The sequence below is a fragment of the Cohnella faecalis genome (genome assembly GCF_003570905.1).
Taxonomy (GTDB): domain Bacteria; phylum Bacillota; class Bacilli; order Paenibacillales; family Paenibacillaceae; genus Cohnella; species Cohnella faecalis.
Genome location: NZ_QXJM01000063.1, coordinates 57,557 through 80,224 on the forward strand (window position 1 = coordinate 57,557; position 22,668 = coordinate 80,224).

23 protein-coding genes and 1 pseudogene are annotated in these 22,668 nt (G+C 53.2%); 18 read left to right on the forward strand and 6 right to left on the reverse strand.

The genetic code is table 11. The features are described from left to right. Window positions 1–56: 56 nt before the first annotated feature. Window positions 57–830, forward strand: a complete 774-nt coding sequence (locus D3H35_RS29790) for a DUF6338 family protein (protein WP_119152674.1) — start codon at window positions 57–59, stop codon at window positions 828–830. Between the two features lie 156 nt (window positions 831–986). Here D3H35_RS29790 and D3H35_RS29795 read toward each other — a convergent pair whose 3' ends face one another. Continuing rightward, window positions 987–1,493, reverse strand: coding sequence for a phospholipase D-like domain-containing protein (locus D3H35_RS29795; RefSeq protein ID WP_158594372.1), 507 nt, complete (start codon window positions 1,491–1,493; stop codon window positions 987–989). A 47-nt stretch (window positions 1,494–1,540) separates the two neighbouring features. On the opposite strand from D3H35_RS29795, the gene D3H35_RS31090 reads away from it, so the two are divergent. From D3H35_RS31090 to D3H35_RS29820, 7 genes and pseudogenes are all read left to right on the forward strand, one after another. After that, window positions 1,541–1,744, forward strand: coding sequence for a hypothetical protein (locus D3H35_RS31090; RefSeq protein WP_158594373.1), 204 nt, complete (start codon window positions 1,541–1,543; stop codon window positions 1,742–1,744). A gap of 306 nt (window positions 1,745–2,050) precedes the next feature. After that, window positions 2,051–2,203: pseudogene (locus tag D3H35_RS35270) on the forward strand (Ig-like domain-containing protein); the annotation flags it as partial. A 137-nt stretch (window positions 2,204–2,340) separates the two neighbouring features. After that, window positions 2,341–3,858 carry a hypothetical protein gene (locus D3H35_RS29800; RefSeq protein WP_158594377.1) on the forward strand — a complete coding sequence of 506 codons (1,518 nt, stop codon included), beginning with the start codon at window positions 2,341–2,343 and terminating at the stop codon, window positions 3,856–3,858. 25 nt (window positions 3,859–3,883) lie between these two features. Continuing rightward, window positions 3,884–4,606, forward strand: a complete 723-nt coding sequence (locus D3H35_RS29805) for a hypothetical protein (RefSeq protein ID WP_119152677.1) — start codon at window positions 3,884–3,886, stop codon at window positions 4,604–4,606. 162 nt (window positions 4,607–4,768) lie between these two features. Next, complete coding sequence (locus D3H35_RS29810; protein WP_119152678.1) at window positions 4,769–6,445, forward strand: glycoside hydrolase family 13 protein; 1,677 nt, start codon at window positions 4,769–4,771, stop codon at window positions 6,443–6,445. Window positions 6,446–6,531: 86 nt separating this feature from the next. Next, window positions 6,532–7,260: a YqjF family protein gene (locus tag D3H35_RS29815; protein WP_119152679.1), complete on the forward strand. Its 729-nt coding sequence runs from the start codon at window positions 6,532–6,534 to the stop codon at window positions 7,258–7,260. 57 nt (window positions 7,261–7,317) lie between these two features. Beyond that, window positions 7,318–7,824: an ankyrin repeat domain-containing protein gene (locus tag D3H35_RS29820; RefSeq protein ID WP_119152680.1), complete on the forward strand. Its 507-nt coding sequence runs from the start codon at window positions 7,318–7,320 to the stop codon at window positions 7,822–7,824. 31 nt (window positions 7,825–7,855) lie between these two features. On the opposite strand, the gene D3H35_RS29825 is transcribed toward D3H35_RS29820, so the two are convergent. Then, complete coding sequence (locus D3H35_RS29825) at window positions 7,856–8,413, reverse strand: guanylate kinase (RefSeq protein WP_158594374.1); 558 nt, start codon at window positions 8,411–8,413, stop codon at window positions 7,856–7,858. A 451-nt stretch (window positions 8,414–8,864) separates the two neighbouring features. On the opposite strand from D3H35_RS29825, the gene D3H35_RS29830 reads away from it, so the two are divergent. From D3H35_RS29830 to D3H35_RS29845, 4 genes are all read left to right on the forward strand, one after another. After that, on the forward strand, window positions 8,865–11,534 hold the full coding sequence (locus D3H35_RS29830; RefSeq protein ID WP_119152682.1) for a lipase family protein: 2,670 nt from the start codon (window positions 8,865–8,867) through the stop codon (window positions 11,532–11,534). 87 nt (window positions 11,535–11,621) lie between these two features. Continuing rightward, window positions 11,622–12,188 (forward strand): beta-class carbonic anhydrase, encoded by a 567-nt coding sequence (locus D3H35_RS29835; protein WP_119152683.1) that lies wholly within the window; start codon window positions 11,622–11,624, stop codon window positions 12,186–12,188. A gap of 353 nt (window positions 12,189–12,541) precedes the next feature. Beyond that, the gene (locus D3H35_RS29840; RefSeq protein WP_119152684.1) at window positions 12,542–12,742 is read left to right on the forward strand and encodes a cold-shock protein; all 201 of its coding nucleotides are present in this window, start codon (window positions 12,542–12,544) and stop codon (window positions 12,740–12,742) included. Between the two features lie 90 nt (window positions 12,743–12,832). Beyond that, window positions 12,833–13,045: a cold-shock protein gene (locus tag D3H35_RS29845; protein WP_119152685.1), complete on the forward strand. Its 213-nt coding sequence runs from the start codon at window positions 12,833–12,835 to the stop codon at window positions 13,043–13,045. A gap of 197 nt (window positions 13,046–13,242) precedes the next feature. On the opposite strand, the gene D3H35_RS29850 is transcribed toward D3H35_RS29845, so the two are convergent. Next, window positions 13,243–14,640, reverse strand: a complete 1,398-nt coding sequence (locus tag D3H35_RS29850) for a phytase (RefSeq protein ID WP_119152686.1) — start codon at window positions 14,638–14,640, stop codon at window positions 13,243–13,245. 131 nt (window positions 14,641–14,771) lie between these two features. Between D3H35_RS29850 and D3H35_RS29855 the strand changes: the two genes are divergently transcribed. From D3H35_RS29855 to D3H35_RS29865, 3 genes are all read left to right on the forward strand, one after another. After that, the gene (locus D3H35_RS29855) at window positions 14,772–15,455 is read left to right on the forward strand and encodes a hypothetical protein (RefSeq protein WP_119152687.1); all 684 of its coding nucleotides are present in this window, start codon (window positions 14,772–14,774) and stop codon (window positions 15,453–15,455) included. A gap of 146 nt (window positions 15,456–15,601) precedes the next feature. Further along, entirely contained in the window at window positions 15,602–16,558 is a 957-nt protein-coding gene (locus D3H35_RS29860; protein WP_147355993.1) for a hypothetical protein, read from the forward strand. 36 nt (window positions 16,559–16,594) lie between these two features. Continuing rightward, window positions 16,595–17,119: a hypothetical protein gene (locus tag D3H35_RS29865; RefSeq protein ID WP_119152689.1), complete on the forward strand. Its 525-nt coding sequence runs from the start codon at window positions 16,595–16,597 to the stop codon at window positions 17,117–17,119. Window positions 17,120–17,152: 33 nt separating this feature from the next. On the opposite strand, the gene D3H35_RS29870 is transcribed toward D3H35_RS29865, so the two are convergent. After that, window positions 17,153–17,830 carry a response regulator transcription factor gene (locus tag D3H35_RS29870; RefSeq protein WP_119152690.1) on the reverse strand — a complete coding sequence of 226 codons (678 nt, stop codon included), beginning with the start codon at window positions 17,828–17,830 and terminating at the stop codon, window positions 17,153–17,155. 21 nt (window positions 17,831–17,851) lie between these two features. Beyond that, window positions 17,852–18,988 (reverse strand): sensor histidine kinase, encoded by a 1,137-nt coding sequence (locus tag D3H35_RS29875; protein WP_119152691.1) that lies wholly within the window; start codon window positions 18,986–18,988, stop codon window positions 17,852–17,854. A gap of 153 nt (window positions 18,989–19,141) precedes the next feature. On the opposite strand from D3H35_RS29875, the gene D3H35_RS29880 reads away from it, so the two are divergent. Genes D3H35_RS29880 through D3H35_RS29890 form a run of 3 tightly spaced genes read left to right on the forward strand, consistent with a single transcriptional unit; the run spans window position 19,142 to window position 22,422 of the window. Further along, the gene (locus tag D3H35_RS29880) at window positions 19,142–20,077 is read left to right on the forward strand and encodes an ABC transporter ATP-binding protein (protein ID WP_119152692.1); all 936 of its coding nucleotides are present in this window, start codon (window positions 19,142–19,144) and stop codon (window positions 20,075–20,077) included. Window positions 20,078–20,090: 13 nt separating this feature from the next. Continuing rightward, entirely contained in the window at window positions 20,091–21,266 is a 1,176-nt protein-coding gene (locus D3H35_RS29885; protein ID WP_119152693.1) for an ABC transporter permease, read from the forward strand. Then, a complete protein-coding gene (locus D3H35_RS29890) occupies window positions 21,259–22,422 on the forward strand; it encodes an ABC transporter permease (RefSeq protein ID WP_119152694.1) in 1,164 nt (387 codons plus the stop codon). Before D3H35_RS29885 ends, D3H35_RS29890 begins: the two co-directional genes overlap by 8 nt. A gap of 75 nt (window positions 22,423–22,497) precedes the next feature. Here the strand turns inward: D3H35_RS29890 and D3H35_RS31100 are convergent, their stop codons facing one another. Beyond that, window positions 22,498–22,668 carry a hypothetical protein gene (locus D3H35_RS31100; protein WP_158594375.1) on the reverse strand — a complete coding sequence of 57 codons (171 nt, stop codon included), beginning with the start codon at window positions 22,666–22,668 and terminating at the stop codon, window positions 22,498–22,500.

Sequence of the window (22,668 nt, forward strand, 5' to 3'; positions counted from 1 at the left end):
TTGCAAGTGAAGGAACTGGAAGCCGAATGAAGAACTCATAAGAGGAGGTGGATTCCATGGACAGCTTAATCGGAACGATAATCTTTCTCTTGCCCGGCTTGCTGCTCTACTTCTGGGTTCAGTATTTCGGGGTTAATCCCGTAGTCAAACATAGCCCCGCCGAGTTCACGGCCATTACGGTATTGTTATGGTTCCCGGTATCGGCATCGGCGATTTATGCTCTTAATTGGCTCGTGCGGATAAATAACAGCCATCCTTTTTCGGACATAGTCACTTCTAATTTCACCGAAATTTGGACGCTTACGCAGCTTAAGAACGCTTCGGACAATATAAGCTATTTAATTGCTTTTGTCATAGCAAGTACCGTGATTAGCTTCGTTGTCGGACTGGTCTGGGCCAAATGGATTCATTATCCGATCTTCACGGGTCTGGTCAATTGGGTTCGCAAAAGCCGAAAGCTGGCCCCGCTGTCCAAAAGCTCGTCGGTATGGGACGAAGTATTTCTCGGCAACGATACTCAGGTCGTAGAGGTTGGAAGAATAGACAAGAAGGACGGTCCCGTTATTTACGGCTGCATACAAAAAGCATCCCGGCCTTTCGAGCCGGAACGCCACTTGTACATTCAACATCTGCGGGATTTTGACCTTGAATTTATCGAGAAAAATGAAATAGAGGTTGAGGGGCAATTTTACGATATGAAGTCTGGCTCGTATGTTAAGGTGTTTAATTATGAGATGACAATTAAGGCCCTTAAGAAGCATTGGGGCTCCGAGGCCGAAGGGCTGCTGCCCCCACGGTTGAAAAAGAAGCGGGGAGCTTCCGGAAAATAGTCCTCGTCCAAAAGGCAGACCGTTATTTTCGCGGCGGCGGAACGATAGTAGGCTTGTCCACCGATTCGTTATGTATTCTCGGGTCTTTGGACGAAGCGGCGGGGCGATTTTTGTCTGTCATTTCAAGGCTCCCTTTTTTATCCTTATTTTGCTTCATTATACCGTTTTTCGATAGGCTTTGAAATCTCTCGTTTGCGGATCAAGCCACAGTTTTTGAAATTGAGCGATGTATGCACCGACCCTGGCTTCTTCGCGAAAAACCTCCAAGCTTTCCTTGTTGTCATGCTTGACGACCGAGGCGTTCAAGGATCCGGTGAGGACATATTTTTCGTCCAGGATAATCTGCTTGGAATGGAGATTAGACTTCATCCTAATCGGAATCCCGGCCTGGGTCAACGATTCATAGTTCTTGTTGTTAGAGTAAGATTTATGGTTGGAGACGATGACTCTAACTGCTACACCTCGATCGGCCGCCTCGATTAATGCGATTACGATTTCGGGATGCGAAAGCTCGAACATGAGGATATCGATGTATTTATCCGCTTTTTGGATCGTCTCGACCATCACTTTAATTCCATCGGACTTGAGCAACAAGACATTCGCTGCCTCGCTTGCTTTATTCCACTCTTGCTTGGCTGTATCCTCGTTGCTCGTTTCTTCCAACCTCTCGAACACCGCCTTCGTTATTTCAGGCGGAAGAGGTCGCCCGCATGGAAGCGGAAGGCAAAAAGCTGAACCTCTACAAGTCGATGACCGGTCCTCGCCACAAACAACTTCGTCGATGCCGAGCGATAAGCCAAGCCGCTTTGCCGCTGCCATTCCTTTTCGTTCTGAAGCTTCTGATAGCGAAGGAACCGATTATCCTTATGGTCGCGGGGCTTCCGAATTTCGTTATTCGTCGATTTAACAAATGAGCGAAACGCGACGATCAACGGTCCGTATTCGGGAGCGATATTCGACGTTCGAGGCAATGCATACGTCGAAGCCGGGGATGGCGCGGTCGGCAAAGTCCAGGTTCAAATCGGAAGCGGCGTGTATCAGAATGCGCAACTAAATGCCGACGGGAGCTGGGTCTACCCGAACGTCTCGGTAACGACAGCAGGTCCATTGACGATTACCGCCAAAGCCTACCAAGCGGGCGCACCAAGACGGCTACCCGCAAAATCAATGTCACCGTCTCCATCGCCCCGCAACCGGATGTCACTCTTCCGACGCTGTCCATTACCGCTCCGAACGCGGGTCAATCCTACTCGACGAACGGCGCAGCGACGGCTAGCGTTGTCGTTGAAGGAACGGCCTCGGACGACCGTTCGGTCGGCAAGGTCGAGATTTCGGTCGACAACGGGGCGTTTGTGCTGGCGGAGACGGGCAACGCGTGGGCGAACTGGAAGAAGACGCTCCAGCTTGCGCCGGGCAATCATGCCATCGTGGTCAAATGCAGCGACGCCACCGGCAACGCCGCGACGAAGAGCTTGACGGTCAGCGTTGACGCCGCCCGCCCAGCCTTACGATCACCTCGCCGCTCAACAACGCGCAGATTGCGGGCACGAATTCGAAAGGGGCCATTATCGAGGTTACCGGTACGGCGCAGGATGCCGGCGGCATCAAGGTCGTCGAGGTTTCTCTCGACCTGAACCCGGTGTTCATCCGGGCTGCCGAGAAGGCGCCGGGAGACTGGTCGACGTGGAAAGCGACCTTCAGCGTAACGGAGCCGGGCATTCATATTTTGACGGCGCGCTGTACGGATCTCGCGAACAACACGATCGAGAAGACGGTATCCGTTAACGTAACGATATTGCCCGAAGTCAGCTCCAGATTGAAACGAATCATTCTAGTCGAATCGTATCGGATGTCTTCGTTCCTAGGGAATTACGGTGCGGGAGGCATGATTAAGACGACTTCTCTTTTGCCGGGAGAGAAGACAAAGATCAGTATCCGTTCGTATACTCAGAGCGAAGAATCGGCCAAGACGGCGTCTACCATTCTCGATTCCGTAACCGACGATATCGCCGACGAGTTCGAGAAATCGATGGGCAACGAGCAGACGGACCAAAAAAATTACAAGGAAAGCTTCGAATACAAGGTAAGCGCGGAAGCCGGAGCGAGCTGGGGATGGGGCAGCGCCTCGATCAGCGCGTCTGCCAGCGGAGGCACGAATGCGGCCCGCGATCAGTTCGCCCGCAACATCTCGAACAGCACGCAGAAGCACGTAGCCAGGGCGTCCGCTCGCCGCGACGTGCAAATCAATACGAACTACGAGGTGAAGACGACGGCCGGCGAAGAAAGCTCGATCATTCGCGAAATCGAGAATATTAACGTAAGCCGAACGCTTAATTTCGTCTTCCGCCAGATGAACCAGGAGTTCATCACGCTGCTCCACCTCGTGGATCTGCGGATCGGATTCTTCAAGGTCGATATCGTTAACGGCCAAGAGAAGCATACGTATACGGAAGTAACGCTTCCGCAGCTCGATGCGCTGCTCGGGGACATCATTATCGCCAGCAAGCGTCAGGAAGTCCGTAACGCCATCATCAATCAGATGACCAATATTTTCGATTATCAGGATCGCCACCACCGTTTTGTCGAGGAAGAGCCGTTCAAGGACGAGAACGGCAACGTCATCCCGCTTTCCAACTATCTTCGCGTCAAGAAGGACTACGTCTCCACCTACGCCGACGAAGCGGCCGGTACGAACATCTCGGTGCCCGGCATCATTCTGGCAGCCAACCGCCACGTGCTCCGCACCGAAGGCGTTATCGTCGAAGCACTGCTCGGCCAAGGCGAGGCGCTGGACGATTACTCGCGTAACCTGCAGTCGGAAACCGTTCGCGAGAAATCGCTGCGCAACGATTTGCTCGAGTCGGAGATGAAGATGAAGCTGCTTGCGCTCGACATTCTTGAATCGCGAGACGAGCTGGCAGCCAAAATCTACGGCCTGCTGAATCCGGCTCCGGTAATCGTCGAGGGCGACAGCGAAGCTTCCGGTTCTTCGGCAAGCGGCAGCGGCGTTCTCGCCGGAATTAAGTAACGAGCGGGAGGGGAGAACGCAGCCGATGTCCGATCCGAATATGCTTGTGCTCAATACGCGAATGATACAGAATCAAGCGTTGGAGAACGGGAAGAAAGCGACGACCGATTATCGCGATCTGACAATGCGCTACAAGCTGCTGTTCGGCATGCTGAAGCAGCTGATCGAAATTCCGGTCGCGAAGAAGATTCTCGATTTTCATAAGATTCATTTTCAATACTTGCTTATCGTCGTTACAGCGGTCGAGAACATGAAACCGTTCGACGACGCGATCGAGCAAATCCAGCGAAATCTGGACGAATACGTCCGCCAGACCGGCCTTGTGCTTGCTGCCGTGCGCGATATTCCGCAGGACCCTTGGGAAGGAATGAACAAGATGGGATTGATCGTGCTGGCGCCGGCGCTGAAGGAAAGCCCGGAGCTTGCGCGCACGTACAACGACACTCTGGACGCCTACGAAAAGCTGACGCAAGAGGCGCTTAACGCGGCTACGCTGTGCGCGGATCAAGGACGCGCCATCGAAGCCGATACCCGGCTGAAGGCAGTGGAAATACTCGCCAAGCTGGATGCGCTCAAAGCTCAAGGTGCGATCGACGTCGTGCTGATCGAAGCCGCCCGCAAGAAAGTCCAGTTCATCCAGCTCGATACGATGACCCGGATACAAACGACCCGCGGCAACGCGGAGGACGGCGTCAAGCGGCTCCAGCCGATGGTATTGAAGGCCGCCCAGGCTCAACGAATCGATTAGCGCTTCGGCGCAAAGCCTCCATCTCTACTGCCAAAGCGGGGATGGAGGTTTTCCTTTTCAGGCGGGTAAAAGGGGAATGCACCTTAAACCGTAATAACCGCACATGTAATGAAATTGAATTTTGTATCCGTTCCCAGTATTCTCTGCGTAGGAGGGATTGGCATGCAGAAGAAATGGTGGAAGGAAAGCGTCGTCTATCAGATTTATCCGAGGAGCTTCATGGATAGCAACGGCGACGGAATCGGGGATTTGCCCGGCATTATCTCCAAGCTGGATTATTTGAAGACGTTAGGAATCGACGTTATCTGGCTCAGCCCTGTTTATGAATCGCCGAATGACGACAACGGCTACGATATTTCCGATTATCGTTCCATCTTGAAGGATTTCGGGACGATGGCCGATTGGGAGCTGTTTTTGAAGGAAGCTCATCTGCGGGGAATTAAGCTGATCATGGATTTGGTCGTGAACCACAGCTCCGACGAGCATGCGTGGTTCGTCGAATCGAGAAGCTCGAAGGACAATCCGAAGAGGGATTATTACATATGGCGTCCCGGCAAAGACGGCAAGGAGCCGAACAACTGGGTGTCCGTGTTCAGCGGCTCCGCCTGGAAGTATGACGAAACGACGGATGAATACTTCCTTCATTTATTTTCGTCCAAGCAGCCGGACTTGAACTGGGAAAGCGACAAGCTGAAGCGCGAAATCTACGATATGATGACCTGGTGGCTGGACAAGGGAATCGACGGCTTCCGAATGGATGTCGTCAATTTCATCTCGAAGGATACCGCATATCCAGACGCTCCGGGCGAAGGCGGCGGGTACCATTGGGGCGGGGAGTACTTCATGAACGGGCCTCGAATTCATGAGTTTCTGCATGAGATGAACCGGGAAGTGCTGTCCAAATACGATTGCATGACGGTAGGTGAAATGCCGGGCGTTACGCCGGAGGAAGCTGTCAAATACACCTCGCCGGAAAGCCAAGAGGTCGATATGGTGTTCCAGTTCGAGCATATGGATCTGGACTCCGGCAATGGCAAATGGGACGTTCGCCCTTGGACGCTTGCGGCGCTGCGAGAGAATGCGAACAAGTGGCAGACCTCCTTGCAGGGCAAAGGCTGGAACAGCTTGTACATGAACAATCACGATCAGCCGCGCATGGTTTCCCGCTTTGGCGACGACGGCCGTTATCGGGTAGAGTCGGCGAAGATGCTGGCGACGTACCTGCATATGCAGCAAGGGACTCCCTACATCTATCAAGGCGAAGAGATCGGCATGACCAACGTGCAGTTCCCGTCCATTGCCGATTATCAGGATATTGAGATTTTGAACTATTACAAGGAGCAAATCGAGCGAGGCGCGAATGAAGCCGATTTGTTGAAAGCGATCCATATTAAGGGACGGGACAATGCGCGCACTCCGATCCAGTGGGACGATACCCTCCATGGGGGATTCACTACGGGAACGCCGTGGCTGCAGGTTAATCCGAATTACAAGGACATTAACGCCGCGCAAGCGCTGGCCGATCCGCAATCCATTTTCCATTATTACCGCCAGTTGATTCAGCTTCGGAAGCAGCATGAAGTCATCGTCTACGGAGATTTCGAAATGCTGGCTTGGGAGCATGGAGAAATAATGGCGTACAAGAGGACGTTGGGCGGCCAAAGTCTGCTTGCGATCATGAACTTCTACGGCGGCACCCCGGAGTGGACGCTTCCGGAACCGTTCGTTAAGGGGCAAGCGAAGCTGCTCATCGGCAACTATCCGACAGAGGGCGAGACTATCGCTTCGGAGAGAATCGTATTGAAGCCTTACGAGGCGAGAGTGTACTTGCTGGCTTGATTAAGATCGGCATCCTTTGAAGGGGTGCCGATTTTTCGCAAGTATAAGCCCATTCCGAACTAAGCTCACTTTGGAGGCTGCTTCGTATGAGAACGGATCATCGCCCATGGCCAATCCCGTCTAAACCTTGGAGAATGAAACAAGTCTGGCACCGACTGTTGTTTGCTCATTGGCCCGTAGCAGCAGATGTTCTTGCCCCATTGATCCCCGGCAAATTAAAGCTCGACTTATTCGAAGGGCAGGCTTGGATAGGCGTTGTTCCCTTTCATATGAGCGGGATTCGATTAAGGGGCCTTCCTCCTGTTCCATTCACATCAAGCTTTGCCGAGATCAATGTGCGAACGTATGTAACAAACGGCCATGCGTCCGGGGTTTACTTCTTTAGCTTGGATGCAGCCCATTTATTGGCGGTGAAGGCTGCGAGGCAATTCTACCACTTGCCTTACTATTACGCGGAAATTGGAATGAACAAAGAGAACGAAGAAATCTTATTTCGCTCCAATAGAATAGGGGCAGACGACAAGTTTCAGTTCGAAGGAAAGTACCGGCCTATTTCAGAACCATTTGTGTCGCAAAAAGGCACGCTGGACTATTGGCTGACGGAAAGATATTGTCTATATTCCCACCATAAGGATCGTTTGTTCCGCTGCGATATTCTTCATGAGCCGTGGATGCTGCAACATGCGGAAGCAGAGATCTTTACAAACACCCTTGGTAATAGGGCAGGAGTCCGTTTGCCTCCTACTCAGCCTCTCTTGCACTATTCGGAGCGGTTGGATGTACTAACTTGGGGGCTTGAAGAGGTTAAAAGCTAGTTGGAGCGGTTGTAGCCGCGAAATAATTAAATACCTTGAAGGTCGAGGAGGTTGAAAATGATTAACGATGTCTTTGCAGCAGCTCAAACTGGAAATGCCCCGCAATTAATGCGCCTGCTGAGCTCCAATCCTGCATTGGCCAACATGGAAAACGCGGAGGGGCTGACGCCGCTGGGATTTGCGGCGCACTTCGGCCATGCGCAGGCGGCAGCTGTGCTGCTGGATTATGGAGCCGTCATCAACGCGCTGTCGCATTCCAAAGTCGGCTATATTCCTTCCAATACCGCACTCCACGCCGCGATTGCGGGGGAGAGGAGCATGGAAGTGATCGGACTGCTGCTGGAGCGCGGAGCGGCAACCAACATTTTTGACAGCAACGGCCACACTTGTCTTCATGTCGCTGCTTTTCACGATGACAATTGGGAAATGGCGAATCTATTGATCGAATTCGGAGCCGACGTTCATGCCAAGCGGGAGGGGGGAGCTTCGGCGCTTTCCATCGCGATAGAAAGAGGAAATCTGAAAGTCGCTGAGCTATTGCGTGAAAAGGGTGCTGTCGAGTAAGCAAAACACATCACGGGATCGAAAAACTAACTTACATCGAGCTTGAAATAATCCCTTGTACTTTAGCCAGCGTTTCTTCAAAATCGGCTCCGTCGTCATTCCAAACAACGGCATCAGCTAATGCGAGGTATTCCGGACTCAACTCCAGCTCTCTAGCTCTCGTCAGCCGTCCGTTCAATTCCTCGTCCGTACCGGCTCGAAGAAGAAGCCTTCTTTCAATGCTCTCGATATTTGCCCCGATAAAAATAGCGAAGGTGTCCGCGTATAGCCGCTTAAGGGCGCGGACACCGGCAAAATCCAAAATAATATTGGCGCTTCCATTGCCGGAAACGATATTTTCCGCGCTATCTTTTAACGTGCCGTAAAGCTCGTTGCCGTACTCGGTCCATTCGATAAAACGACCGTTTTCGATCTGACTGCGAAACTCGCTTTTAGACATGAAAATATAATGTTCACCATCGATTTCGTTGTCTCTCGGCGCTCTTGTAGTCGCGGTGATGATTCGAGGCAAACGGCCGGAAGTGATCTGCTTTTGGATTTCGGTTTTTCCGGAAGCGGAAGGACCGTACAGCACAAAAATTTTTCCCATTCGGGTCATCTCTTTCTACTTCTGGACTCAGCAGCGTCCCGAAAGATGCTCTGGCTATCTTACTAGTAGGTAACAATCCTTCAGGCCGACCGTTTCGCTCAGTAAGTATACTTCGCTTTTATGCTTTCGTATAGTCACCGCCCGCCAACGAATGGATAGTGCTTCCGGCGAGGATTTGGCGAGATCGAGCTCATCGTCGAAGATTACAGGGAAGAATAATAGCATGCATCCCGAGAGAGAGTCCGGTGTTATCGCCGCGGCTCCTTTTTTTGCGCGCTTTTACCTGACCGGGATTCCGCATCCTGCGTCGGGCGTCCTCTCCCTCCATGCGACAGCATCTCCTGTCGCAACAACAGCACTTGCGTACTATTGGAGGATGATTGCGAAATATTGTAATTTCTAAGAGGGTTCCCATACCCCAAGCCGGCCCTTAAGGAAGGAGAAAACAATAATGAGCGAACCGATTATTCAAGGCGATTACGCTCCCTATTTTTTGGCTCAATGCTCCCTTCGCGCTTATGATCCTCCCGCAGTTCTGCAGGCCGTTTATTCCGGTTCCGAGTCGCCGTGGACGTTCAAGGAGGACTACTTTTTCGACATCCCCGCTACCGATACGCAGGGGTTTATTATCTTTTCCAAGGAAACGCAGGAAGTCGTCATCGCTTTTCGAGGCAGCTACGAGTGGATCGATTGGCTGCGCGATCTGAAAAATCTGGCTTACTCTCCATGGAACGGGACGAAGGTAGGAGTCGGCTTTCTGGCAGCGTGGCAAAGCGCGAGCAACTCGATAACGGTTCGATTGGATCGCCTCGTGAAAGAGCTGGGGCCTATGATGGATTTGAGCATCTATATTACCGGACACAGTCTTGGAGCCGCCTTGGCGACGTTATCCATTGTGGATCTATGGCAAGGCCGATTTTCGACGAAGCCCCCCAAGAAGCTCGCCGTCTATACGTATGGAAGCCCTGTCGTCGGCAATCGGGCTTTCGCCTCCTATTACAAAACGTTGGGAGCCCATTTCCAAAGCAATCACTATCTCGATCCCAACGACCAAATCGAGTGGTTCAATAACTTTGCAACGAAGTCCTTTTTTCAGGGTGACGACCCCTTCTGCAAGGTGGACGGGCAAATCCGGCTTCCCGCCGCCAACGGGCACAGAATTGCCAATTATATCGATCTTCTTGAGCCGTCGGCTCCGACAAGAAGACGAGCTCTCGGCGTTCCCGCCGCCGATTTCGAACGCGATCCGAATAAGCTTGTCTCTTATATCGTACTTAGAACCTTCACCAGCGACAACTACGAAGCAGCTACGACAGACAAAGTGTCGTTTTTCATCGGGCTTGACGATAGCGGGGCAGGCGGCTTCGAATTCAATCTCGACCGCCCGGTCAACAATCTCGTTCCGTTCCGCGCAGGCCAGTCGGATACGTTCGTGCTGGAGCTGCCTCTCGGCAACGGGCTGCTGCTGAACGGCTTCCGAAATTGCAAGCTGGAGAAAACCAAGGGAGGCTCCGATTGGGATTTGCTAGGGCTTCAAATTTTGGTGGACGGCAGCGAGCTATTTAACGATATGAATATTTCCGCGACCTTCACGGACGATAACCCCGATTTTCTTTTTCCAATCGAGCTGGCTCCTTTCGCGGTTCCCGCCGGAATCATTGCGGTCGGAGAGCGGCCGTACTGCTTCGTCATCGGAAAAGACGGCCATCTATGGTGCAACTGGTGGGACGGCTACGAATGGGTTTGGTCCGATCATGGAAGGCCGGATGGCACAACGGTTCTATTGCCTTTCGGTGTCGTCAAAACGGGGGATGAAAGACCCTATGTGTTCGTTCAATGCTCGGACGGGAATCTGTATTTCAACTGGTGGCATGGGGCAGCGTCGAAATGGCAATGGACATTGCACCCAAGCCCTTCCGATTTCTCCGGCAAGATCGCAGGTCCGATCGGAGCCGTGTCGGTTCAGAGCAGTCCGCTGTACCTCGTGCACAATAACGGTCAGGCGTTCGTCCATTATTGGAATGGGAGCGATTGGGCATGGAGCAATCAGCGCATACCGGGCGGCAAGCTCGCGGCGGCGGGAATCGGCGCATGCGTAGTGGACGATTATCGCGCTTATGGCTTCTTCAATTGCAGTGACGGTATGGTGTTATCCAACTACATGACCGGGAGCAGCATGAGCGAATGGGTGTGGTACGATCAGAACAAGCCGGCCGCCCTTACTATCGCAAGCTCGATAGGAGCTGTGGGCATCGATAACCGTCCGTATTATTTTGTCGTGAGCGCGGATGGGGAGGTGTGGTCAAATTGGTGGGACAGCGGGCAATCCCGGTGGGAATGGACTTCCCAGAACGTGCCGGCCGGCATCAAGGCGACGGAAGGCTCCGGCCTTCTCGGTATCCGAAATCTGCCGTCTTACTTCGTTCTCTGCGATGACGGCAATCTGTGGCTGAATGGATGGAACGGCAGCGCATGGTTCTGGTCCAATCAGCAAAAGCCGCCGGGACGAACGATCGTCAAAGGAGCAGGCGCTGTCGAGGTAGGCGACAATCCCTACTGCTTCGTTCTTTGCGACGACGGCAGTCTTTGGGTGAACGGGTTGAACGGTCAGCAGTGGAGCTGGACGAACCACAAGGAGCCGGGCACGCCGAACGAGCTGTTCAACCTGGAAGTTAACATCGAGCTTGTCACATGCGTACAACCGCAAGAGAACGGCAGCTTCGGCATCTATGACGAAGTTTATTTGACCAAGAACGGAGTCAAGGCATGGCCGGTGGATCAACCCTACCTTAGCATGACGAAGGGGCAATTCTCGGACGTGAAGCAAAAATTTGAGGTTGTCAGAGGCGCTGCCGTCGTCTGGGAGCTATGGGATAAGGACGATATTACGAGCGATGACGATCTGGTCGAATTCGCGTTTTCGTTCGATACGGCCGCTTACGATCAACAAGAGGATCGCAAAGTCGCCTTAAAGGATTGCTCCCCAGGTAAATCGTATCGAATTAACGGCCGCAACATCGAAGATGGCGTCTACGGCTATTACCTGACTGTCCAAGTGAAGCGCATAAGCCAGACGTCCTCGACTCAGGGAAGCGGTGTTACGTCTGCCTTCAGAATTTAGAGCTTGTTCGCTCGTTTTGACCTACGATTGATGGTAGACTTAATCGTAGAGGAACGATATGAGCTTAACGAGCAAGGAGGCAGAAGGATGTCCATCGTACCCAGCCTGCTGGCGTATAATAAGCAATTCGTCGAAGAGAAGCGTTATCGGGATTTTTTGACGGACAAGTACCCGGATAAGAAAGTCGCGATACTGACGTGCATGGATGCGCGGCTCAGCGAGCTGTTGCCGAAGGCGCTCGGCTTTAAGAACGGAGACGCGAAGTTCATTAAGAACGCGGGCGCGATTCTGACCCAGCCTTTCGGAAGCGCGATGCGCAGCATTCTGGTGGCCGTGTACGAGCTGGGGGCCCGCGAAGTTATCGTCATTGGACACCACGGCTGCGGGATGACGGAGATCAATCCGGAAGGGATGGTCCGCAAGTTCATTGAGCAAGGCATCGATCCGTTAGCGATCAAGACTCTCGAAGATTCCGGCATTCGCATGGAAAAGTTTTTGCGCGGCTTCGAACGAGCGGAGGAAGGCGTCATGCACAGCGTCAGGATGATACGCAGGCACCCGCTATTTCCGCAGGCCGTTCCCGTCCACGGCTTCGTCATGGATCCGGAGACCGGAGCTGTCGAGGTTATCGTCGAAGACTACAGGGAAGAATAGCGCCGCAACCGGACAGGGAGCAAGGTGGAGTTTCGCAGCCTTTTTCCATGTTCGCTTTGCCAAGCGCCTTCAACGTTCAAAAGACGTCGGAGGCGCTTTTTTGCTGCCGCCATCCTTTCCGCTTGTAGATTAATTTTTCTTTCGTTTAATGCAGGTGTAATTCAGAAAGAATAAGGAAAAGACTCCCGTTTGTTATTCCTCGGCAAGTGTGGTACAGTGAATATATTGAAATGCTGACCTTATTCGCATATTGTAGAGGGTTATTATTTTAGCTAATAACCTTGTACAATATGTGAATTTTTTATTTTTAAGTAAATAAAGAGGCCATGTAAATTTATTAGGGGGTAATGAGTATGGAAGCAGGAATAGTGAAATGGTTTAACGCAGACAAAGGATTTGGTTTTATCGAGGTTGACGGCGGCAGCGACGTATTCGTGCATTTCAGCGCGATCGTAGGCGACGGCTACAAATCGTTGGACGAAGGCCAGCGCGTCGAATTCAACGTGGTTCAAGGCAATCGCGGACCGCAAGCCGAGAACGTTGTAAAGCTGTAAGCTAGACGCTGATACGGATGCCCCGAACGTCAAAGTTTGGGGCATCCTTATTTTTTCGCAACTAAACCAAGGATAGAAAGAGGGAAGGCTATGTACTATTCTCGGAAAAGACCGCTGGAAGACATTCCGATGGAGCTGACATCGATCTGGTCTTGCTCGAATGAAGCTTGTAAGGGATGGATGAGGGATAATTTTGCTTTGGCGATCTTGCCGGTATGCCCCCAATGTCAATCCGTCATGGTAAAAAGCGAGAAAATGCTCAGCGTGCTGGTCAACACAAGCCCCAATCAGTTCAAACAATGAATTCATGATTTTACACAGAAGGAGCACCCCGCGCGGTGCTTTTTTTTCGTTATATAGGTGATTCGTGAACCGGCGCCTCTTGCCGCAATAGAATCCGATGAGGCGGGGCTTCCGACTTCGCAGCAACTCCGTATGAAAAAAACAGGTCTATACCCGCGATTGCGCGGAATAGACCTGTTTTTTTGAGAGGCGTAAGCTTATTTGCTTCTCAGGACGAGCTTGCGAGGATCGACGGCGTTGTCTATGCGCAGAGGAGAAGAGGCTCCTTTGGCAATCGACTCCCAAGGTACGACCTTGAAGTTCTGGTTCAGCTCTTTATTGCCGTTCATGTTGGAATCGTCTTGCGCGACGAAGATTCCGTTAGGGAATTGCGCGCCGAGCCCGAAGCCGAGAACGTCGATGCCGTCGGTAACGGACGTTCCATCCGTCGCTTGGCCATCCGCGATCTTGAAACTGGTAATATATGCGTTATTGCCTTCGCGGTCATAGACGGCATAGGTATCGTTGCCTTGGCTGGAAGCGATCAAGTAGCCGTGCCCTTCGGCTGCGTAATAGATCGTCAAGCCTTCGATGTCGTCCTGCAGCCTCCGTCCGTCCGCGATGTCGACGGTAGCCACGGATTTGGAGCCGCCGTCGGCTTCCGCGCTGAATTTGTGGATAGCGTAATCTTCTTCCGCGATGTACATGAAGCCGTATTCGTCGTCTGCGACCAATCCTTCGGATTGGGTAGGCAGCTTGAATTCGCGAACGAGCTTGCCGGCGATTTTGCCTTTGCCGTTATCGGACAGCTCATATTGCTCGAACTCGCCTTCCTTGCCCAATACGAGAGCGTAGAATTTGTCCGTTTTCAAGCTGTGGTACAGGCTGAAGCCGTACACTTCCTCCATCTTGGCCTTGATCGGCTCGGCAACCGCGTCGGTCAGCTCGCCTGTGCTGCCGTTGATGACGAACACGTCGACGGTGTTCTTGGAACGGTTCGTCGCGGCCGCGATGTCGACTTTTTTGCCGCCGAGCGGGAAGCCGTAACGGACGTCGATGTTGTTCATTTTGCCGACCTTCAAACTTTGCAGCTCTTTGCCGTTCAGATCGTAGACGAGCAGGCCGCCGCCTTTGTTGGTGGCGATCAGCTTGGAGTTCGCCGGGTTGGCGGGATCCAGCCAGATGGCGGGATCGTCCGCCGCGTCCTCCCCGTCTTCGACGGCCGCCGTCTCGACCTGAGCCGTCACGGAGTAAGGCTTAATGGCATCCTTCGGATCGGCGTATTTTTTGTTTTCGGCGAGGATCGCTTGCAGCAATTCGGAAGGAACATACATTTTGCCTTTAACAAGCTTGACTTCACCCTTCAGCTCCCCGCGTTTTCCTGCCAGACGATACTCTTGCTCGCCGACCGTGAAGGTTCCGGCCAGACCGTTCTTCAATTTGACCAGCGCCGATTGGTCGTCGCTGTCCCACGTAATGGAGGCTCCGATCGCGTCCATCTGTTTGCGAAGAGGCTCGTAGCCTTGAACGCTCGTATCGGCCGCGCTGGCGATGCCGGCGGGCAGTAAGATGCTTGCTATTAGCAGGGATGAAACAGCGGACTTCCATGGAAACATAATTGATCCGACCTCTCTATTATTTATTTGTCCAAGTAAGTATAGAGAGGAAGTGTAAAATGGGTATGATAGAAGAGTTAGAGGGGTGTAAAGGAAACGAAAGAACGATTTCAAGACCGGAGGAGCGAAGTATGAATTTATTTCGGATGACATCCTTGATCGAAGGAATCGATCGGATGGAAGAGTTCCTTGAAAATAATTTTGTCTGCATGGGTTGGAAGGGCATCGGTGACTTGGAAAATGTCGGCGCGGAGGAGCTTCATACGAGCTTGGCTGGCTTGACCGAAGCATGTGAGCGTTCCGACCGTGAGAGGGGAATGCTGCAGGCGGAGATTTCCGCATTCGTTCATACGATGCGCGATGGGGATTATGTGCTGGTGCCGGCCGGAGATGTCGTTCATCTCGGTGACCTGGGGGATTATTACTATGTGGAAGAAACCGATTCGGAGCACCACGGGACTGTCCACCGGCGCGGCGTTACATGGTTGAATGAGATCGCAAAAGCCGAATTGAACGAAGAGGTAAGGGAATGGCTGGACGGCCCGGGGGAGATCGCCATCTTCGATAGACCGGCTGCCGAGACGGGGCTGGCGCATTGGATAGATCATCCTTTCGGCGCCGCGCATAAATTGCCGCGTCCGGAGGCGGGGGACTCGCGGACGAGCGCGCAGCCGCATGCGACGATGCCCCGCTCGGAGAAGGTCGATCCGCAGTTGGTCGCGGAGGCGCTCGATATTTTGAAGCTGGCGCTTCGCAGCGAAGATCCGGAACGGCGCGAGCGGGCGGCTATCGCGATATTAAATTATGCGAAATAAGAGTGAACCTGGCAAGCTTACGCGAGCGTATTCGATCCTTTTTTTGTAAAAAACATGAAACTAAAAGGGAGGTTCATCCGTTAAATGTTCGTAGCGAACGATTCGAAGCATTCGTTAATACGGTTAAGAAAAAGGAGCTGCCTCGATTGATGCGATTGCGTTCCATGACGATAGTTTTTCTCGGCCTTGTTCTATTGACGGCTTGCACAAGCAATAAGGCTAACGACAGACCCGACCTGCAGGCGTCATCGACATCCGATGCCTCAACCGAAACCGCTTCGCCGTCGCCGAGCGCGTCCGAATCCACGGTTGGAAGCTTGAACGATTATTGGGATGGACAGTCCAAGCGAAGGCTTCTCGACACCGCGATATTGGACGAAGAACCGCCTTTCGAATATGTTCGTTTCGGGCTTACGCACGATAATCCGGAGGTGCGATGGTATTGTGCATATAGAATCGGCGAGGAGCCTTCGAAAATCGATGAAGCCGACCGCGCGAGGCTGGAGGCGATGACCAAGGATACCGACGGCAACGTCCGGCAAGCTGCCCAATTTACTCTTCAAGTGTTGAACGGAACCTTTGAAGGCGACGCCTTCAGCCATTCGTCCGACAACAAGACGGTCGCCTTCCACCGATATCGCGAAGCTCGTTACAATGACGGCAAAGTATGGCTGTCCCGCAACGGCGATACGAAAGTCGTCTACTATTCCGATGCAAGCATTACGAATCTATCGATATCTCCCGATGCGGCATGGCTCGCCGTGGAGTACGGAGGACGAATCTGGGGCTCGCTAGAGCTTGTAGATATGAAGACGGCAAAGCCTCTCGGCAACACATTTTTGCTCGAAGCCGTGTTGAAAGACCCGAACGGAGGTTATACGGACGTCGATCCGAGCCAAAATGACCGGTTCGATCCTTATGTTCGTTTCCTGGAGTGGAAGTCTGACGGAACGCAATTTCTGTTCTCCTATGGGTTCTGGCGAAGCGCCGATAGACCCGAATACGGCACAGCGGTGTACACGATCAAGACGGGAACGGTATCCCGCATAGAGAAGGCCGCCGACGAGCGGAAGCATCAAAAGCCCGAAAATTTCGCCTGGTAATCATGCGGATTTAACGAACGAAAAGGAGAGGTTGGAGTGGGAGCCGCGTTTCGCACACTGTTCTGGGGATTTATCTTTTTATTCGATTTCCGAATTAACGGGCTGGATATTCTGCCGGACGTCGTCGCCTACTATTGTTTTTATACCGGGCTTTCCAGGCTCGTTGTCGTCAGTCCTCGCTTCGAAGAAGCGCGGAAGTTCACGCTGCCGCTCCTCTTTTTGTCTATACCCGATATTAATCCGGCGTGGTTTTCTTTTTCCGGCATCCTCATGCTCATCTATGTCATGGCGTTAACAGTATTAAATTTGATTATGGTCTACTCCATTTGCATGGGAATCAAGGAGGCCGCGGCTGCTCGACAGGATCAGGATTTGGCCGATACGGCCCATTCGCGGTGGACGTTTTTCTTGATTGCCGCGCTCGCCGTCATTTTTACGCAGCTCCTGGCTATGGGATCGGCAGTCAGCGCCGTATGGGCCATTCTGATCTTCTTTTTCAGCCTCGTCGTTTACGTCCTTTTCTTGGACTTGATGAGGAAATGCGAGACTCGGCTTAACTAGAGCTATTTGCTTGCAACCGGGTGTTATCCGGTCTCAGCGGCCTTTTAAGTAAAAGATCGCTATCTGCGTCCGGTCGCGAAGATTCAGCTTTCCGAGAATTTCCGTGACATAGTTCTTGATCGTTCCTTCGCTCAAATAAAGCTGTTGGGCGATCTCCTTGTTGGAGAGGCCGTCGGCGATTTTCTCGACTACGGCTTGCTCGCTCGGGGTAAGCCCGAAGTCCGATAACGGACGCGCGGTTACGGCGGAAGCGGAAGCGGCAGTGGAAGATAAGGCGCTTGCGCTCGCCGGACCGCCGATGAAGGAAGTCAGCTTTGCCGCGATGTCGGGATGAATGAGCAGGTTTCCTTGATGGACGGTTTTGATTCCGTCGATGATGCGGTCGGGCGAGATGTTCTTCAGCAAATAACCGCTGGCCCCATTGCGCAGCGCTTCGATAATATACTCGTCATCGTCGAATGTGGTCAGTATGAGCACCTTGACGTCGGGATACGCCTGCTTGATGCGCCGCGTACCTTCGACTCCGTCGCACTCCGGCATGCGAATGTCCATAAGAACGACATCCACCCGTTCAAAGCGGCCGATCGCTTGGAATGCTTCTTCTCCGTTCGTGCAAGTATCGACGACGCTGAGGTCCTGATTCAAGCCGAGAATAAGCTTCAAGCTTTCTCGAATGAACGGATCGTCGTCGGCAAGCAGCACATGAATCATATTTGTCAGCTCCCATTATCCTCAGTTTGCTTCGTTTCGATACGTCGGCAGCACCGTCCGAACGGTGAAGATCGGCTCCACCACGACTTCCAGCCTTCCTCCGACGAGCGAGACCCGCTCCTCCATGCCTCTAAGGCCTAGCCCCCGAACCCAATCTCCCTCCGGCGGCTTTCCGTTGTTCGTTACGTTCATGACGACTTGTTTCGGTTCATACTCGAGAGTAATAAGTGCCTCAGACGCGCTGCCGTGACGAATTGCGTTCGTTACGGCTTCCTGCGCATTCCGGTACAGAATGAATTCCAAGCTCGGATACAAGGCGTAAGGCATTCCTTCGATCCGATGACGGACGGTAATCCCTTGTCCCGCTCCCGTGCCGAGCTCCTTAATAAGCTGGGTAAGCGAATAAGCTTGCATCGTCCGCTCGTCGGGCTTCAGCTTGCGGACCGTAGACCGGAGAAGCTCCATGCTGTCCGAGAGCTGGTCCCGCACCGATTGAACGATTTCCATTCCTTTGTCCGGTTGATTCGGCAGAACCTGCACCGCGGCATCCATCATGAGCTTGAGCCGGATGAGCTTATGCCCAAGATCGTCGTGAATGTCGCGGGATATGCGGTTTCTCTCTTCCTTCTGCGCGGAGTCCTCGACGTTCCGGGCGTATTCGATCAGCTGCTTGCGCGCTTCGCCAAGCTCGCGATGCTTCAAGAGGAGCAAGTCGCTCTGCTCCTCGACGTCGAGCATGCTCTTGGAGGTGGATCTCAGCTTTAGCAGAAGCGCGCTTAACGCAACGAACAACAAATTGGCGATAACCCAATAGACCGGCGGGCTGCCCGCCAAGCTAATATTCATAAGAATAAGCTGGAGCAAAAGCAGGGGCTTCCAATTCACGAAGGAGGAGTAAGGCAAATACGCGAACAGTGCGGCGAAAAAGGTCATGAACAGAATGCTGCCGTAATGGTGGCTCATCCAGGCCGCATAGGCCGATTCCGCCAATAGAATCGCCAAAGCCCATTCGTTGGAAGCCAGCTTTCGGTGTGCCTCGACGATGAGAAGATGGAGAAGAATGAAGAAAGTGAATAGGCTGTAAGATTCGTAAGATTGCAAGAGCATGGCCCCGAGAGCGGGACCGAGCACGAGCAAGGAGCGCAGCATGAAGAGCATTCGATTCCATCCTTTTCCACGCGTCGAGTACTGCCCCAGTATACCTCCGGATATGACTTTTGTCACCGCAAGAGGATGACTAACTCCACCTGATTGTTCCAGCGTAATCTTCTATACTTCAGATATAAGGAACAGACGAGGGAGAGATGGACGATGAGTCTCGTGCAATTCAAAGACGTTGTCAAAAAATACGGCAGCAGCCTGTCGGTCGATCATTTGAGCTTGGAAATCGGCGAGGGAGAAATCTTCGGCTTGCTCGGACCGAACGGAGCGGGAAAAAGCACGACGATCAAGATGCTGAGCGGCTTGCTGGATATGAATCAAGGGACGATTCGGCTTGAGGGTTATTCCGTCGCCGACGATCCGATCGAGGTTAAGCGCCGGATCGGGTTGGTGCCGCAGGATTTGGCGATCTACAACGAGATGACCGCGCGGGAGAACGTCACTTTTTTCGCGAAGCTGTACGGTCTTCGTGGCAAGCTGCTGCAGGAGCGGGTAAGCGAGGCGCTTGAATTCGTAGGGCTCCAGGATCGGCAGAAGGATAAGCCGCAGTCATACTCGGGCGGCATGAAGCGGAGATTGAACATCGCTTGCGCCATCATGCACCATCCGAAGCTCATCATTATGGACGAACCGACCGTCGGCATCGATCCTCAGTCCCGCAATCATATTCTCGAATCGGTACGCAAGCTGAACCAGATGGGCTCTACGATCATCTATACCAGCCATTATATGGAAGAGGTATCCGCCATCTCCACGAGGGTCGGCATTATGGACCACGGTCGCCTCATCGCTTGCGGGACGCACGAAGAGCTGCGCAGTCTCGTCGCGAAGGAGGAGAAAATCGTCATCGAGGGGCAGAACATCTCGGCGGAGGCGTTGAACGAGCTGCGCGGGCATCCGTCCATTCGCGAAGCGCTGCTGGAGGAAGGCAAGCTCGAGCTGTACCTGCCTTCCGCGAACGCTTATTTGCAAGATATCCTGTTCATTCTATCCAAGCATCAGGCGACTATCCAAAGCTTGACCAAGCAAGAGCCGGATCTCGAAGCCTTGTTCCTATCGATTACCGGAAGAACGCTCAGGGACTAGGAGGAGACGCCGAATGAACTTCATTACCCTTGTCGGTTTCGAGATCAGAAGAACTCTTCGCAAGCCGATGTTTCTTGTCTTTCAAATCATTTTCCCGCTCCTGCTGATCTTTATTCTCGGTTCGGCGCTAAGCAACTCTTTCCAGATGAAGGATGTCGCCTTAAAGCCGGTGCAGGTAGCCTGGGTGCAAGAGGATTCCGGCAGTCTGGCCGCATCCGTCGACGGCTTTCTGCAGGCTCCCGAAGTGAAGTCGATCGTACGAATCACTCGCGTCGCCGACCGGGAAGAGGCTGTCAAGCAAGTAAAAGCAGGCGAGACGGAGTTCGCCGTAATCGTGCCGGCAGGCTTCAGCGATGACGTCACGCAAGGAAAAGAGGCGAACTGGGAATGGATTCCCGGCAACGATCGCAGTCAAAATCTCGTAGCGGAGTCCGTGTTCCAATCGTTCCTGGACCATACGAACGGAATGCAAGCCGCTGCCATTGCGCTAGGCCCTGATGCCGCAACGACAGCGGCGCCGGGAGCGCAGACCGCTGAAGGCGGTGAAGCGTCCTACGTTCACGTCGGCAAGCTGAATGCGAAATACGAGTATTCCTCGAAGCAGTACTATGGCGCCTCGATGCTGATCATGTTCCTGCTGTACGCGGGGATGGGAGCATCCTTCAGCCTCGCTTTGGAAAAAGAGGGGCATACTCTCTCACGGCTGAATTCAACGCCTGTCTCCGAAGTAACGCTGCTGCTCGGCAAAGTATTCGGCAACTTTATTCTCACATTGCTTCAATCGGCCGTTATTGTCGGGTTCACGACCGCCGTACTGGGCGTCGATTGGGGCAGCTCGTACTTGCCGATCGCAATCGTCTGCGTGTCGCTGTCCGTCTTGTCGATCAGTCTGGCAGTCATCGGCACCGCATTGATCAAAAATACGAAGTCGCTGCAAATGGTATTTCAAATCCCGATCATGGTCATGACGTTCTTGAGCGGCGGGTTCACTCCGCTTCCGGAGGAAGGGGCGTTCGGTCATCTCCGCGAATTTACCGTCAACCACTGGGCTTTCCAAAGCTTGCTGAACAACATGCTCGGCTCCGACTCTTCTATCGTTTGGCATCAGACTGGCGTGCTTGCGGCCATAGCAGCGACGATTCTCGCTCTATCCGTTCTCGCATACCGAAAGGTGGGTTACCGTGAATAGCTGGCATATCGCGATGAATCTGGTCCGGCGTACGCTCGGGCAGAAGAGGGGCATTTGGGTTTACTTGGTCATTCCGGTTGCGACGCTGACGATTCTCATTGCCCTCATCGGAGGGGGCGGGCCGGAGCCCGCTCGGATCGCCTACGTGAACGAGGATCAGGGATCCCTTGGCGGGCATCTCGTGCGGGAATTGGAACGGGTGCAAGGGTATTCGTTGAAGGAGATCGGTTCCGAAGCAGAGCTGAAAAAAAACCAGATCGACCAGAAAGCGGCCGCATCGTTCGTCATTCCCGCAAATTTCACCGAACAGATGTTGAATGGGCAGGTGCCGTCTATAGAGGCTTATGAGCTCAACATTAGCGAAGCTTCCGTGACGTTAAAGCTGCGGATCGATTCTGCGGCCCGTCAAACCGCCCAGACGGTCAGAACCGTCATCGCCTCCGGCGTGCAAGGAGAAGCTGCGGTACGCGAAGCGGTGGAACGGGTTGCCGCGCAAGCGGAGAAGCATCAGGTACAGCCTAAGGTGACCGACTTTGATCTGTACGTTGATCCGAACATGAGCGTAATTATCGGCTTCACGTTGATGTTTCTGATGGGACTGATCAATACGACCGTCAGCTCCGTCATGGAGGATCGCCGCCTGCGGACGATGGCGAGGATGTTTGCCGCTCCGGTGCGGGCGTTCGAAATTGCGATCGGGAACGCTCTCGGCAGCTTTCTGGTCGGAACGCTTCAGGTGCTGCTTGTTCTGGTATTCACCCGCAGCATAGTCGGCTTCGATTACCATTTGCCTTTTCTGGCGCACTTTCTTATTATGGAGTTTTTCGTGCTGGCCTGCATGGGCATCGCCAGCGCCGTCGGGGGAGCGCTTCGGAACTCGAATGCGGCGGGCATGCTCAACGGCGTCATCATTACTCCGACCTGCATGCTCGGCGGCTGCTTCTGGCCGATCTCGTTCATGCCGGATTGGATGCAGAAGATTGCGAATTTCATGCCGCAAAAATGGGTGATCGAGGCGATCGACAGGCTTGCGGCCGGAGAAAGCTTGACCGATGTATGGCTGCCGTTCGGTGTCCTGGCTTTGTTCGCCGTCGTGCTCATCAGCTTCGGCTCCGTCATTCTCCAGCCTAATAAGGCAGAGGTAAATACGGTATAAAAGAAAAGGGCATTCCCGTTTGGACGGATTAGTCGTCCTCAGGGAATGCCTTTTGTCATGTTCCGCTATCGCTGCTTAGTGATCGCTCTTGTCCGACGTTCCGTTCTTCGGGTGCTCGCCTTCGCTATTGAAGGCGATGAGAGTAATCGGATGGCCGGTTTTGGCCGATAAGCTCCGCTCGGCTTCGCGAAGCTCGTTCACTTGGTCCGGCTGCAGCTCGGCGAAGCGATAGTCTCCTGTATCCAT